The sequence below is a fragment of the Iocasia fonsfrigidae genome (assembly GCF_017751145.1).
GTDB classification, from domain to species: Bacteria; Bacillota; Halanaerobiia; order Halanaerobiales; family DTU029; genus Iocasia; species Iocasia fonsfrigidae.
The window spans coordinates 3,641,654-3,655,822 of record NZ_CP046640.1 but is presented as its reverse complement, the minus strand read 5'-3'; the positions used below and the strand labels follow the sequence as shown (position 1 = coordinate 3,655,822).

Here is a 14,169-nt window from a genome sequence, read left to right as displayed (position 1 = left end):
ATGGAAAATATAAAGAGTGAAGAAAAAAAAGATTTGAAACTGTTTATAAGTAAATTTTCAGAAAAAATCATACCATTTACGGGGTTAATAATAATATCTTTAATCTTGACTATTGCCTCCCCTTATTTTCTAACAGTGGATAATCTTCTGGCTATTGGTGTACAAACAACCGTTATTGCCCTGATGGGTATTGGTGTTACATTTGTTATAATTACTGCGGGTATAGATTTATCTGTTGGTTCAATACTGGGTTTAAGTGGTATAGTAGCAACTTTAACAATGGCAAATGGTTTAAATATGTATCTGGCAATCCTATTAGGATTGATTACAGGCCTAGTTGCTGGTTTTATAAATGGATTTATAACAGCAAAAGGGAAGATACATGCTTTTATTGCCACCCTTGGTATGATGGGCATAGCTAGGGGGATAAGTTTACTGTTAACAGGTGGTATTCCTGTTTATCAATTGCCTCCGGAGTATGATTTTTTAGGGGCAGGTAGGTTGTTTGGAATTATTCCTGTACCGCTAGTAATATTAACAGTTGTGGCAGTACTTGCCCATATTGTGTTAAGTAAAACCAAGATTGGTAGGTATACTTATGCCATTGGTAGTAATAAGGATGCTACTTTATTATCTGGTATTAATGTAGATAAGTACACAATGATTATTTATAGTATTTCGGGATTAATGGCTGGTTTGGCCGGTGTTGTTCAGTCTTCTCGTTTGATAACGGGCCAGCCAACAGCAGGTACTGGTTATGAGATGGATGCAATTGCTTCAGCAGTTATTGGTGGAACCAGTCTGCTGGGTGGGGAAGGTAGTATTATTGGTACTATTATAGGTGCTTTAATAATAGGAGTATTACGGAATGGCGCTAATTTATTAAATATCTCTGAATTTGTACAGAGAATTGTAATTGGTGTAATAATAATTGTAGCTGTAATTTATGATAGAAAAAGACGCGAAAAATCTTTTAGTCAGGAATAGGTGGTTTAATGCTAAAAACGAAGTTAATACATCCAAGAATATTACAAGCTCTTGCTGCAGCAGGACATGGGGCCCAAGTCTTAATAACAGATGGAAATTATCCAGCCAGCACCCAGGTTAAACAGGGGGTTGAGACTGTTTACTTAAATCTGACTCCGGGTTTAGTGAAGGTGACAGATATACTTGATGTATTAAATAAAACAATTAGTATCGAGTCTGTTACAGTTATGGAACCTGGGGAGGGTGAAGAGCCGGAGATATTCCTTGAATTTAAGGAATGCCTGGGTTCAGAAGTAGGTTTTAATAAGGAAAAGCGTTTTGATTTTTATGATCAGTGTGTGGAAAATGATGACTTATGTCTGGTAATTGTAAGTGGTGAACAGAGGGTTTATGCAAATATTTTGTTAACAATAGGTGTAGTATAATTGTAAATAGGATTTATAATATATAGGGCCGGCATTCTGCCGGTCTTATAGGGTTTTATAGGGATGGAAAAAAGTATAAATAATAGACCTCATTTCTACATGGGAAATATTTTCGAAAAGTGTTTAAATTTAATTGATTGAGAAAATTACAAATAAATACTGGTAAGTAATAGGGGTAGCAGGCTTGGAAATCAAAAAAGATAGGTTATCTGGAACCGGCCTATTTCAGCCGCATTTTTAAGAAATATGCCGGACAGAGTCCGAGTAAATTTAGGGATAGTAAAGGGCAAAGATAAAAAAGATTAAAAATTTAAGAATAAGTCAGAAAATTTATTATAAACAGATCTAACAGGAGATAATTAGTTGTCAATCAGTTTATTGGTGTTTGTTAGAATAATGCTGGGCAGGGTATAATATAAATAACGATAACGTTACCGGTAACGTTATTGAACAATATGATTAAGTTGCATTAAATATTAGCTGTAAAGAGATGTTAGACTTGTAATATTACAACAAATAGATATATCTATTAGAAATGTTAACGGCTTGGTTATTCAATTACTATATTTTGTTTTTATAACTAAATAAGTTTTGACTTTAAATTTTCTACTAATGAAGGGAGGAGATATATAATCTATTAAATTATTGACAAGAAAATTTGGAGATGTTATAGTTGTCTTATAAGATGTCAGACCAATTTTAAATCAAGTAAGGAAAGAGTAATAATATGAAAATTAAACCAATAGAAAAAATGTCAACTTTAGATAGTGTTATAAAAACTTTAAAAGATGAAATAATAATGGGCAAAATAAAGATAGGTGACAAGCTGCCAACTGAAAGAGTTTTGTCCCGAAAATTGAATGTTGGTAGGTCTACAGTAAGAGAAGCAATAAAGGTTTTACAGGCCCTGGGATTGGTAAAAGTAAAACAGGGAAAAGGCACATATGTATTAAGAAAGAATGAAAATGAATCTCTTAACATAGCTAATTGGTTTTCTGAACATGAACTGCAAATTACTGATTTGATGGATATTAGACTTGCAATGGAGCCATTGGCAATTAAGCTGGCTTTAAAACGATCATCAGATGAGGAATTTGAAAAACTAATGAAAGATTTAAATTCAACAAATCAAAAGCTAAAAACAGCTATCAAAGAAAATAATGTAATAAAAATGGAAGTTATCGATAATACGTTTCATAGCTATGTAAGTGAAGCTACTCGTAACAACTTGTTAATTTCAATAAACGAAAAAATTTCTGAAGCAATTTTAGAATACAGGATTAAAATATTCTCAATTAAAGAAAATGCTGAAAATGCATACGAAGCTCATCAGGAAATAATAAATGCAATGAGTACAAAAGATGTTGCAAGAGCTGTTAGTGCAATGACATCACATGTTAATAGTGCTCTTTCTGATGCAATTAAATTAATAAAGAAAAACTAAATAGTTTTTTTAAAGTATAATTGGTCTGACAACATACCAAATTAAAAGTAATATTGGAATTGGTCTTAAATTTTTAATTAAATTTTTTAATTATGTAAGTTTATAATACAAGATTAGGAGATGTTATTAATGAAAAAGGCTTATGGGATTTTTCCACCAATGTTTACAGTATGGAAAAAAAGTGATGGAACTTATGATGAAAAAGGAACAGAAAAGTATATTGACTGGCTGATTGATAATGGGATTCAGTCAATAGTTCCCTGTGGAAGTACTGGCGAAAGTGCTGGTATGTTTATGGAAGAGCAAAAAAGAGTTATTGAGCATGTTACAAAGTATGTTGCAGGTCAAATACCTTGTTATGCTGGTACTGGTAAATATTCAACCCCTGAAACACTTGAACTTAGTATCCATGCAAAAAATGTTGGTGTTGATGGTCTAATGGTAATTTTACCTTATTACTATAAACCATACAAAGCAGCAGCAATGAATCATCTTAGAGAAATTCATAAAGCAACAGAATTACCAATGATACTATATAATAATCCTTGGTTTGCTGGTTATGAATTAACTGCTAAAGAAGCAAAAATACTTGTTGATGAAGGGGTATTAACAGGTGTAAAAGCAGCTCACGGTGATGCAAACAGAGTATCAGACATGAAGTTTGAATGTGGAGATAAGATGACTGTTTTTTATGGACATGACTATGCTGCCTTACAAGGATTAGCAGCTGGAGCAGATGGATGGCTTTCAGGATTTCCAGCAACATTTCCAAAACAATGTAGAGCCTTACAGGAAGCAGTAATGGTTGAAAAAGATCTTGATAAAGGAAGGGCAATCTGGGATAAATTCATACCGTTTATAAATTTCTTTATGGATCCAGAGGTTAATGCTCAAGTACACTGGTTAGAAATGTTAAAATGGGCAGCAAATGTTCAAGGTGCTAATGTTGGTATTCCAAGAAAACCTTTAAAAGAATTAGATCCTGAATTTAAGAAGAGGATGGAAAAACCATTAGAAATATTGTTAAGTATCTAAAGAGTAATTTTTATGGCTGTTAAGTTTATACAGAAAATCCTTCACACTTTGCTGTTGTATTAAAAGGCATATTTAAATTAAGATGGCATTGAACTTATATATTTCAAAAGATTTGAAACTATTTATAATTAAATTGTATAATTAACTATTTTAATAAGTTCAATGCCATCATCTATAAAAAAACAAATTAATCGTTATAGTATTTATGCACAAACCTGTTTATTATATACTAGCACTTCCTATGTATGACAAATTAACTAGTTGGACGATTTATTAGCAACGATATTGCCGTTTAAAAGACAGAATTTTAAAAACATATTGTTTTTAATTCTGTTGAAATACTTCAAGTAAAGTTGCAGAAAGTATAAAATGCAAAAGTTTATTAAGATTCAAGATAGAGGAGACTAGACGGTATTGATTTAGTTTGGGTTCTAATATCTAAAAAATAAAGAGGAGGATTAAAATGAAAAGAGTTTTTTGTTTTTTACTAACTTTAGGTGTATGTGTGGTTCTTTTAGGAAGTGTTTCGTTGGCTAAAGAAGAATATGTAATGAAGTATTCATGGAATACCCAGGCAGATCCTATGAAGACATCTAGTACTGCTCAGGCATGGGTCTTCAAACAAGAAGTAGAGCGCTTATCTGGTGGACGGATCAAAGTAGAATTATATCCTGCAGGACAGTTGGGGGATCAAAGATCTGCAACTGAACAAGTAAGGCGAGGAACTATTGAGGTTACAGATATTGCTTCAGGGGTTTTAGCTTCAATGTATTATGAACCTTTAAGCATATTTGATTTACCTTATGTTTTTTCTTCAAGAGAAGTAGCTAAAAGGGTTCTTGATACTAATAATCCTTTTACTCAAAAAATCATAGAAGATTGTGCAAAAAAAACGGGCATTAGAATCCTTGGTCTTGAACCATTCGGATTTAGACATTTCACAAATAATGTAAGACCTATCAAATCTCCTGAAGATTTAAATGGTTTAAAAATTAGAGTAATGGAGACAGTCCCCCATACAGAAATGGTTAAAGCATTAGGAGCAAGTCCAGTACCAGTACCATTTATGGAGGTATATACTAGTTTAGAAACCGGGGTAATAGATGGACAGGAAAACCCAGCAAGCCTAATTTTGTCAGAGAGTTTTCATGAGGTTCAAAAATATATGTCATTGGATGGACATCTCTTAGCGGTAGGTGCTATTTTAATTAATGAAGAATGGTACCAGAGTTTACCTGAAGACCTTCAACAGGCCTTATACCATGGAAGCCGTAATGCTATGAATACTTATAATGGTTTTGGTGGATTACTTGATGTTATAGCAATAGAAGAACTCAGGGAAAAAGGTATGAAAATATATGCCCTTTCACCTGAAGAAAAACGTGCCTTCCAAAAAGTGGCCAGACCCCCTGTTGAGAAATGGATGAGAGAAAAAATAGGTGATCAGGTAGTAGATGAGTTTCTTGATGCAGTTGAAAAAGCTGAACAAAAATTAGCAGAAGAAACTTTCTAAGATAGTATAAAAATATATGTTGGCTTTCCGCTTTATTAAAGGTGGAAAGCCAACAATATATAAAGGGGGGGTTAATTTGAAGAAAACTATAGAAAAAATTGATTTATATTTTACAGAATTAATTAATTTGATTATCAGTTTGTTATTTATTGCTATGTTTATTGTTATTATTATTGGAGTTTGGAAAAGATATGTTATCAATAATCCTTGGTTTGGCGCTGAAGAGGCTGCTAGATATTTGATGGTATATCTAGTTTTTATAGGAATATGTTCTGCCTATAATAAAAATAGGCACCCTTCTTTAACATTTGTTATAAACAGATTTTCACCTACTTTCAGGAGAGTATGGTTTATTATTATTGATCTTATCATATTTGTTTTGTTAATATATATGTTTAAATATGGTATGGAAAAAACAGTTATGGCAGTCTATTCCAAAACACCAGCCTTAAGACTTCCTTTTAACTGGATATTTATCAGTATTCCAATAGGTTCTGTTCTAATGATGATTCAATTAGTATTAAAATATCTAAAAGTAGTGTTTATTAAAGAGAAAGACTAAAATTAAAGAGGGGAGAAAAAATATGATTTTTTCATATATATTTATATTGATGTTAGTTGTCTTTTTAGTGTCAATGTTTATGGGTATGCCACTTTCGTTTGCAATGATTTTTGGAAGTTTAGTATATTTTTTGGGATCAGGTAAAGATGTTTTTATTCTTATCAACCAAATGTTTACGGGGATAGACATTTTTACTTTAATGGCGATACCATTTTTTATATTAGCTGGTGAATTAATGGTCTATTCTGGAACAGGTAATAAGTTATTGAGACTGGCTAATATATTTGTTGGACGTTTCAGGGGAGGACTAGCATATGTGAATGTCTTGGCAAGTATGCTTTTTGGAGGTTGTTCAGGTTCTGCGCTGGCTGATGTATCTGGCCTAGGTCCTTTAGAAATAGAATTGATGGAAGAGGGTGGCTATGACAAAGATTTTAGTGTTGCGGTAACAGTTACCTCTGCTTTACAAGGTCCAATTATTCCTCCTAGTATTCCATTAGTATTAATTGGTGCAGTTACAGGGGTTTCTATTGGTCGTTTGTTATTAGGGGGAGCTATTCCTGGTATCTTGATTGGTATAGCCCAATGTTCAATAATTTTTTTCATTGCTAAAAAGAGGAATTATCCACTTTATAATAAAAAAAATTCATTGAAAGAATATTTGACAGTAGTAATTAATAGTCTTCCTTTTCTCTTTATGCCCATAATTATTCTTGGGGGAATCATAACAGGTGTTTTTACTCCCACTGAGGCATCAGCAGTAGCTGTATTATATGGGTTTATTTTGACTTTGATTTTTAAAAGAAAGGATATTAAATTAAAGGATCTTTATAAAATAATAAAAAGGTCAGCCATGGTTTCGGCAGCACTTTTATTGCTTTCTTCGGCTTCAAATGTTTTTAGTTGGATTCTTTCAGTTGAGAAAGTCCCTGTTTTACTTACTAATTATTTAACTACAGTTACTGATAATGTCTATATTCTATTATTTATGATGAATATATTTCTTCTTGTTTGGGGAATGTTTATGGACAGTCTCCCAGCTATTTTAATAATTGGACCAGTAGTATTTCCTATCATGGTTAAATTTGGGGTAGATCCAGTGCATTTTGGGGTTGTGATGGCATTAAACTTAATGATTGGATTAATAACACCACCATATGGGCAGGCAATTTTTACGGGTACTATCATTAGTAATCTTCCTATGGAAAAAGTTATTAAAGAAATCATTCCCTTTTTGTTAGCAAGTATTGGAATCCTATTATTGATTACCTATCTCCCACAAATTATATTATTTTTACCAAAATTATATTTTGGGTAAAAAATAGTATTATTGTATTTTTCCAAGATTAATTATTTTAAGTCAAAAACAAAAGAAGATTAAAAGTTTAAGAATAAATCAGAAAATTTATTACAAACAGATATAATAGGAGATAATTAGTTGTCAGTCGATTTAATGATATTTGTTTTATTAAACTAAAATGATTATAGTATAGATATCGTTAACGTTACCGTTAACGTTTTCAAAAAACGAAAGTTGCCTATAAATTATCTTGCATATTATTTTAAATGGACAAAAAATATGTCCATCGAAAACGTTAACGGCGCGTTTTTAATTAAGTTTCCCAGTTGCGTTTTTTGTAGCTAAGGTAAGTTGTGAGGTTTGTCATAGTTATTGTATTATATTGCCTGGAAGAAAGAAAAAGATGTAGAACAGTTGCCACATCTTGCGGGCATATTAGGAAGATTAATCAGCTGAGGTACAGTTTTACTATTAAATAGACAAACAGGCTTTAGAGTGGAGCAGCCTGTATTATGTTAGCCCCTATTTTTTCTGAGATGTTATTGGTTCTTGGTTTTCATCCTCTTCATGCTGGAACAGTTATGATAATTGTCATGAATGTTGGATTAATAACACCGCCGTTAGGTGTATGTCTATTTGCAGCTAGTAGTGTATCAGGGGAAAAATTTGAAGAGAAATTTTGCCGTATTTAGCGATTATCTTTATAGCAGTATTGATTTTGGTTTTTGTTCCACAAATATCTTTGTTTTTACCTAGATTATTCAATTTAATGTAGTTGTTTATAAATAATTTACTATAATAAAGAAGGAGGTAATAGTTATGAAAAAAGGTGTAATGCGGGAATATATGCAGACTGCTCCAGTGTTATATTTGAATGAAGAAGGATTAATTAAAAAAAGTGGTCAAATTGTTGCTGAACTGGGGAAAAGAGCTTTGATTAGTGGAGGGCCGAGAGCACTGCAATCTATTGAAAATGACTTAGTTAGTTCTTTAGATAAGGCAGGTATAGCCTGGGAAAAACATGTATTTAAAGGGGAATGTAGTGAAAACAATATTAATTTAATAATGAGTAAGGCAAATAACATTTCAGCTGAGGTGATTATCGGTGTTGGTGGAGGAAAGTCTTTAGACTGTGCTAAAGTTGTTGCTGATCGCTGTGGTCTACCAATAGTAACCATACCGACAATTGCTGCTACTTGTGCTGCAGTAACCCCTCTGTCTATTGTTTATAATGATGCTGGAGAATATCAACTAGATTATTATCTAAGGAGTAACCCGGATTTAGTACTTGTTGATCCAATAGTAATTACCAATGCCCCTGTTAAGTATTTTACATCAGGTATTCTTGATGCCCTGTCTAAGTGGTATGAGGGGAGAGCAGCTGTTAAAAATATTGATAATCCAGATATTTTTACTGCATCGGCAATTAAATTGGCTGAACTCCTCTATACTCGAATAAATAAACAGGGAGAAGAAGCAATTAAATTAGTTAGGTCTAAAAAAACAGGACAGGCTTTAAAGGATGTTATAAATCTAAATATCTTTACTACTGGAATAATACAAAGTATTGGACAAAAAACCTGTCGTGGTGCAGCAGCCCATTCTATCCATAATGCTTTAACAATTATTGAAGAAAGCCACGAGTTATTACATGGCTTAAAAGTTGGCTATGGTATAGTTGTTCAGTTATTTATGGAAGACCTGCCAGAGGAAGAGATTAAAGAAGTAGTATATTTCTTCAGGAAACTTGGTTTGGAACCTTCTTTAAAGGGCTTAAAACTTCCGTATTCTAAAAAAATTATTGAGGGAGTTGCCCAAAAAGCGACTACTGATCCAGTGATGAGATTAATGCCCTTTAAGGTAAGTAAAGAAATGGTTATTTTAGCTATAGACAAACTTGAAAATACTGTTCCCAATTATTAATGGAAGTTTTTTAAAGGAGGAGTAGGAATTGAATATAATAATACCAATCAAACAGGTACCGGAAACAGGGAATGTCAAAATGGATGAAGAGACAGGAACAATGGTGCGGTCTGGAGTAGAAAGCATTGTTAACCCTTTAGATCTTTATGCAATTGAATTAGGAATTGAACTTAAAGAAAAATATGGTGGAAGGATAACAACTATAACTATGGGCCCCCCATCGGCTCAAAAAGCCTTAAGAGAGGCCTTAGCTATGGGTTGTGATGAAGGAGTTCTTTTATCAGGCAAGGAATTTGCTGGTTCAGATACCTGGGCAACCTCATATGCCCTGGCAGAAGCTATTAAAAAATTGGGTAAATATGATTTGATTTTAGCTGGAGAAAGGGCTACTGATGGAGATACCGGACAGGTTGGACCAGGGATAGCCTCTTTTCTAGATATACCATTACTTACTTATATCAGTAAGATTAACCATATTAAAGAAGATAGTCTAACAGTTGAGAGATTAGTTGAAGAAGGATATGAAGTATTAAAAGCACCCTTACCTGCCCTTTTAACAGTAGTAAAAGAAATTAGTTTTCCCCGTCTACCTACTTTAAGGGGGAAGCAGAAAGCTAAAAAAGCAGAGTTAATAAAATTGTCGGCGGAAGATATTGAATTAGAACAGGGGAAACTAGGATTACAGGGTTCCCCTACCAGAGTAGTAAAAATAAGTCATCCCAGAGTTACCAGGAATGGAGAATATCTCAAGGTTATTGATGAAGATAGTCTGCAAAAGGCTGTAATGAGATTTAAAGATTTTCTTAAGGAAAAGGAAATTATTTAAGGGGGAGACAGTCGATGAAATATAAAGGTATATGGACTATTGCTGAAGCTGAAGATGGAAGAATTAAAGAAGTATCTTATGAATTACTTACCCGGGGTAAAAGACTTTCTAAAAAACTAGGCTGTGAATTGACCTCGATTTTATTAAGTAATAATATCAGTGAAGAACAAGCAGAAGAACTAATATTAAGGGGGGCAGATAAGGTTTATTTGGCAAATGCACCTGAATTAGAACATTTTATTGTAGAAAACTACAGTAATGTTTTGATAGAGTTGATTAAGAAATATAAACCAGCTATTATTTTATCAGCTGCAACCACTAGTGGAAGGGCGTTAATGCCCCATGTGGCCATTAGAATGCATGCAGGACTCACAGCTGATTGTACAGAACTGGATATAGAGGAAGATTCCAATGACCTCCTACAGACTAGACCGGCTATCGGTGGTAATATTTTAGCTACAATTAAAACACCTGAACACAGACCGCAGATGGCGACAGTAAGGCCCAGGTCTACTAGGCCAGCCCAAGTTGATTATTCACGCCAAGGCAAGGGGGAGATTATAAATTATCAATATAATCAGCAGCTCTTTGATGGTAGGGTGGAGAGAATTGCTTTTAGAAATGATGCAGAAGAAGATAATATTCAAGATGCAGAGATAGTAGTAGCTGGGGGCAAGGGGCTTAAGAAAAAAGAAAATTTTGATTTGCTTAATGAACTGGCTGGAAGACTTAATGGTGTAATAGGGGCTTCCCGGGAAGCAATTGATAGGGACTGGCTCTCTTATCCACACCAGATAGGGCTTAGTGGTAAAACTGTAACCCCTAAACTTTATATAGCTGCTGGAATATCAGGAGCTATTCAGCACCTGGCTGGGATGAAAACGGCTGAAACAATTATTGCGATAAATCAGGATCCGGAGGCAGCTATCTTTAAAGTAGCTGATTTTGGGATTGTTGGCGACCTTTTTGAAATAATCCCAGAAATAAATGAGCTATTGGAGAAGGAGGGTGTAAAGTGAAATATAATCCTGTTACTGGGAAAATACTAGACCAACTGATAGAGATTTTGGGGGAAAAAAATGTCTTAACTGACCCAGCAAAGCTGGAGACCTATTCCCATGATGAAACCCCTATTGAACAGTATGGCCATCTGCCAGAAGTAGTAATAACCCCAAGTTCAGCAGAGGAGATTTCTACTGTAATGAAACTGGCCAACCTGGAGCTAATACCTGTTACTCCAAGGGGTGCTGGGAGTGGATTATCTGGTGGGGCGATCCCTGAATATGGTGGAATAGTTTTATCAGTAGAGAAAATGAATCAGGTTTTAGAGGTTGATTATAACAATCTAATGATGACTCTGGAACCAGGGGTAGTTACTAATAGTGTTAATGAAGAAATTAAGGAAAAAGGACTCTTTTTTGCTGGTTATCCTATGAGTGTAGAGTCCTGTTATATTGGTGGAAATATTGCTGAAAACGCAGGTGGGGGTAAAGCAGTAAAATATGGTGTGACTGGTCGCTATATTATGGGATTAGAAATTGTTACTCCTACAGGTGAGATTGTTCAACTTGGAGGAAAAAGGGTTAAAGATGTTACCGGATATGATCTTAAACAATTGATTGTTGGTTCAGAAGGAACCCTAGGTATTATTACAAAAGCCATTGTAAAACTTTTGCCTCTACCAACTGAAAAAGTTGACTTGCTCGTTTTATTTAAAGATATTAAATCAGCTATTGAGATGGTACCTACTATTATGACTAGAGGCGGGATTATTCCTACTGGTATTGAATTTATGGATAAATTATCAATTAAAAAATCCTGTGAGTATTTGAATGAGCACCTTCCTTATCAAGAGGCAGGGGCAGTTCTTTTAATTGAAGTAGATGGTCATAAAGTACAGGAAGTTGAAGATGATGCCGAAACTATTGGGGAGTTGTGTCTGGAAAAAGGGGCTATTGAAGTTTATGTAGCAGATAATCGTACAACACAGGAGAGGGTCTGGAATGTGCGTAGAAATATTGCTGAGGCATTTAAGGTCTTCAGTCCCCATCAGAGTTTAGAAGATATTGTTGTTCCTATTGCAGCAATACCTGAGTTGATGCCAGAAATAACTTGTATTTCAAAGAAATATAATATTCAGATTCCCTGTTATGGGCATGCTGGTGATGGCAATTTACATGCAACACTGGTTAAAAATCCAGATACAGATATGCAGGAATGGTACCAGACTGAGGAAAAAGCATTATATGAATTATATCAGGCCGCTCTAAAATTGGGAGGTACACTTAGTGGTGAACATGGTATTGGCTCTAAACGCAGGAAATTTATGAAAGAATTAATTGACCCTGTTGAGCTTGGGCTGATGAAGAAAATCAAAAAATCTTTTGACCCAAATAACATCTTAAATCCCGGGAAGATTTTTAAGTTGGAGTAAATGTATACTAATTGCTTGCATTATACTATAAGATAACTTATAATTATAATGGAAAAAATCGGTTAAATTATCTAAATGAAGTCTGCATATAGCTAAGTTATATGGTTCTAAAAATTATTGATTTAGTGATAGACATTGACAATCTTTTGTTGGTCAGTGTCTATCAATATCATTTTATTAACTTGCTATGTAGTTAAACATATTAGGAGATTAATATAGGAGATTAATAAAGGAGTTTGAAATATTGATAAACTTTCATGTTTGGAGGTTATATAATTTATGAGGGTTACTATAAAAGATATTGCTAAAGAGGCTGGAGTATCAGTTACAACTGTTTCCCGGGTTTTAAATGATAAACCAGATGTTAATATTGAAACCAAGAAAAAGATCAAAAAGATAATAGATAAAATGGGTTATAACCCCAATGGTGTTGCCAGGGGGTTAGTGTTGAATAAAACCAATACTATAGGATTAATTGTACCTGATATTAGTAATCCGTTTTTTCCAGAAGTTGCCAGAGGAGTTGAACATACCGCCAAAAGACAGGGATATTCAGTTATTTTGTGTGATACGGATAATAACAGAGATGAAGAAAGACAGGCAATTAATTTATTAAGAAATAAACGTGTAGATGGAATAGTAATTTTTTTATCTTTAAGTGATAAGGAATTGTTGAAAGAATTGGAGCAGAGGATATTACCGGTAGTTCAGATAGCTGACAATATAAGTAGTTATAAAATATCTTCTGTTTCAATAGACAATATTAAATCAGCTATTACAGCTACAGAACATTTAATACAGTTAGGACATAAAAAAATCGGGCATATTACTGGTGACTTAAAAACTAGTTCTGCTAAAAACAGGTTGCTGGGTTTTAAGAGGGCGATATTATCGGCTGATTTAAGATATAATGAAAAATGGGTTTTAGAAGGGGATTATAGTAGGGAATCAGGCTTTAAACAAATGTTTAAAATACTTTCCCTGGATGATAAACCTACGTCAATCTTTACCTCTAATGACCTTATGGCTTTAGGGGCATATGAGGCTATCTTAGATAATGGCTTAAATATACCGGAAGATATTTCAGTAATTGGGCATGATAATATTGATATAAGCAAATTAATACGGCCTGGTTTAACGACAATTCATCAACCCAAATATAGTACAGGTGAATTAGCTGCCCAGATTTTAATTAATGAAATAAAAGGGAAAACAAACAAAAAAGAAGCAAAAATTCTGGATACAAGATTAGTAATAAGAAATTCAACAAGGAAATTAATCTAATCATATAAAATATAATTGCAAATAATCTTTTTTATAAAAAAGCCTATTTTAAGAGTCTGTTCGAAAAGTATCAGTATTATACCCGGAGGGGATTATCTATCCCTTCACTCAACGGTAACACCTTAACTTCGTTTAGGGATATATAATCCCCTATTTATTACTTTTCGAATGCACACTTTAATAGATATCTATCTACGATATGAATTTTAGTTGACAAAAATAATTAAGATTTAGTATAATATTCTTAGTTAATTTATTAAAAAAACTAAGTTGAGAGATAATTAATAAAATAAGAGGAAGGGAATAGAATATATAGGGAAAGGGTATAGAAAAATTATGAAAAAATTGCAGGGACATGTGTTTTTAGCTAGAAATAATATAGATATGACAACAAAAAACAGACTATTTTAAACAGTATATCTATTTATGCCTGTTA

13 protein-coding genes are annotated in these 14,169 nt (G+C 33.4%); all 13 read left to right on the top strand.

The features are described 5' to 3' along the window. The 13 genes from GM661_RS17505 (at position 1) to GM661_RS17445 (ending at position 13,733) form a co-directional block, all read left to right on the top strand. A complete protein-coding gene (locus tag GM661_RS17505) occupies positions 1–987 on the top strand; it encodes an ABC transporter permease (RefSeq protein WP_230867953.1) in 987 nt (328 codons plus the stop codon). An 8-nt stretch (positions 988–995) separates the two neighbouring features. Then, positions 996–1,412 (top strand): RbsD/FucU family protein, encoded by a 417-nt coding sequence (locus GM661_RS17500; RefSeq protein ID WP_230867952.1) that lies wholly within the window; start codon positions 996–998, stop codon positions 1,410–1,412. Between the two features lie 727 nt (positions 1,413–2,139). Beyond that, entirely contained in the window at positions 2,140–2,856 is a 717-nt protein-coding gene (locus tag GM661_RS17495; protein ID WP_230867951.1) for a FadR/GntR family transcriptional regulator, read from the top strand. Positions 2,857–2,985: 129 nt separating this feature from the next. After that, positions 2,986–3,891 (top strand): dihydrodipicolinate synthase family protein, encoded by a 906-nt coding sequence (locus GM661_RS17490; protein WP_205739304.1) that lies wholly within the window; start codon positions 2,986–2,988, stop codon positions 3,889–3,891. Between the two features lie 463 nt (positions 3,892–4,354). Continuing rightward, the gene (locus GM661_RS17485; RefSeq protein WP_230867950.1) at positions 4,355–5,404 is read left to right on the top strand and encodes a TRAP transporter substrate-binding protein; all 1,050 of its coding nucleotides are present in this window, start codon (positions 4,355–4,357) and stop codon (positions 5,402–5,404) included. 76 nt (positions 5,405–5,480) lie between these two features. Continuing rightward, complete coding sequence (locus GM661_RS17480; protein WP_230867949.1) at positions 5,481–5,966, top strand: TRAP transporter small permease; 486 nt, start codon at positions 5,481–5,483, stop codon at positions 5,964–5,966. Between the two features lie 22 nt (positions 5,967–5,988). Further along, the gene (locus tag GM661_RS17475) at positions 5,989–7,284 is read left to right on the top strand and encodes a TRAP transporter large permease (protein WP_230867948.1); all 1,296 of its coding nucleotides are present in this window, start codon (positions 5,989–5,991) and stop codon (positions 7,282–7,284) included. A 494-nt stretch (positions 7,285–7,778) separates the two neighbouring features. Then, the gene (locus tag GM661_RS17470) at positions 7,779–7,958 is read left to right on the top strand and encodes a TRAP transporter large permease subunit (RefSeq protein WP_230867947.1); all 180 of its coding nucleotides are present in this window, start codon (positions 7,779–7,781) and stop codon (positions 7,956–7,958) included. A 127-nt stretch (positions 7,959–8,085) separates the two neighbouring features. Then, a complete protein-coding gene (locus GM661_RS17465) occupies positions 8,086–9,189 on the top strand; it encodes an iron-containing alcohol dehydrogenase family protein (RefSeq protein WP_230867946.1) in 1,104 nt (367 codons plus the stop codon). Positions 9,190–9,217: 28 nt separating this feature from the next. Beyond that, positions 9,218–10,015, top strand: a complete 798-nt coding sequence (locus GM661_RS17460; protein WP_125986612.1) for an electron transfer flavoprotein subunit beta/FixA family protein — start codon at positions 9,218–9,220, stop codon at positions 10,013–10,015. Positions 10,016–10,029: 14 nt separating this feature from the next. Then, the gene (locus tag GM661_RS17455) at positions 10,030–11,034 is read left to right on the top strand and encodes an electron transfer flavoprotein subunit alpha/FixB family protein (protein ID WP_230867945.1); all 1,005 of its coding nucleotides are present in this window, start codon (positions 10,030–10,032) and stop codon (positions 11,032–11,034) included. Next, the gene (locus GM661_RS17450) at positions 11,031–12,449 is read left to right on the top strand and encodes an FAD-binding oxidoreductase (RefSeq protein WP_230867944.1); all 1,419 of its coding nucleotides are present in this window, start codon (positions 11,031–11,033) and stop codon (positions 12,447–12,449) included. Before GM661_RS17455 ends, GM661_RS17450 begins: the two co-directional genes overlap by 4 nt. Positions 12,450–12,728: 279 nt before the next feature. Next, entirely contained in the window at positions 12,729–13,733 is a 1,005-nt protein-coding gene (locus GM661_RS17445; RefSeq protein WP_230867943.1) for a LacI family DNA-binding transcriptional regulator, read from the top strand. Positions 13,734–14,169 lie beyond the last annotated feature (436 nt).

What these genes read in the sequence shown, in the direction of transcription:
- GM661_RS17465 (WP_230867946.1), top strand. Translation starts at nt 8,086, where the DNA reads ATGAAAAAAGGTGTAATGCGGGAATATATGCAGACTGCTCCAGTGTTA.
- GM661_RS17470 (WP_230867947.1), top strand. Translation starts at nt 7,779, where the DNA reads ATGTTAGCCCCTATTTTTTCTGAGATGTTATTGGTTCTTGGTTTTCAT.
- GM661_RS17490 (WP_205739304.1), top strand. Translation starts at nt 2,986, where the DNA reads ATGAAAAAGGCTTATGGGATTTTTCCACCAATGTTTACAGTATGGAAA.
- GM661_RS17500 (WP_230867952.1), top strand. Translation starts at nt 996, where the DNA reads ATGCTAAAAACGAAGTTAATACATCCAAGAATATTACAAGCTCTTGCT.
- GM661_RS17455 (WP_230867945.1), top strand. Translation starts at nt 10,030, where the DNA reads ATGAAATATAAAGGTATATGGACTATTGCTGAAGCTGAAGATGGAAGA.
- GM661_RS17475 (WP_230867948.1), top strand. Translation starts at nt 5,989, where the DNA reads ATGATTTTTTCATATATATTTATATTGATGTTAGTTGTCTTTTTAGTG.
- GM661_RS17495 (WP_230867951.1), top strand. Translation starts at nt 2,140, where the DNA reads ATGAAAATTAAACCAATAGAAAAAATGTCAACTTTAGATAGTGTTATA.
- GM661_RS17485 (WP_230867950.1), top strand. Translation starts at nt 4,355, where the DNA reads ATGAAAAGAGTTTTTTGTTTTTTACTAACTTTAGGTGTATGTGTGGTT.
- GM661_RS17445 (WP_230867943.1), top strand. Translation starts at nt 12,729, where the DNA reads ATGAGGGTTACTATAAAAGATATTGCTAAAGAGGCTGGAGTATCAGTT.
- GM661_RS17505 (WP_230867953.1), top strand. Translation starts at nt 1, where the DNA reads ATGGAAAATATAAAGAGTGAAGAAAAAAAAGATTTGAAACTGTTTATA.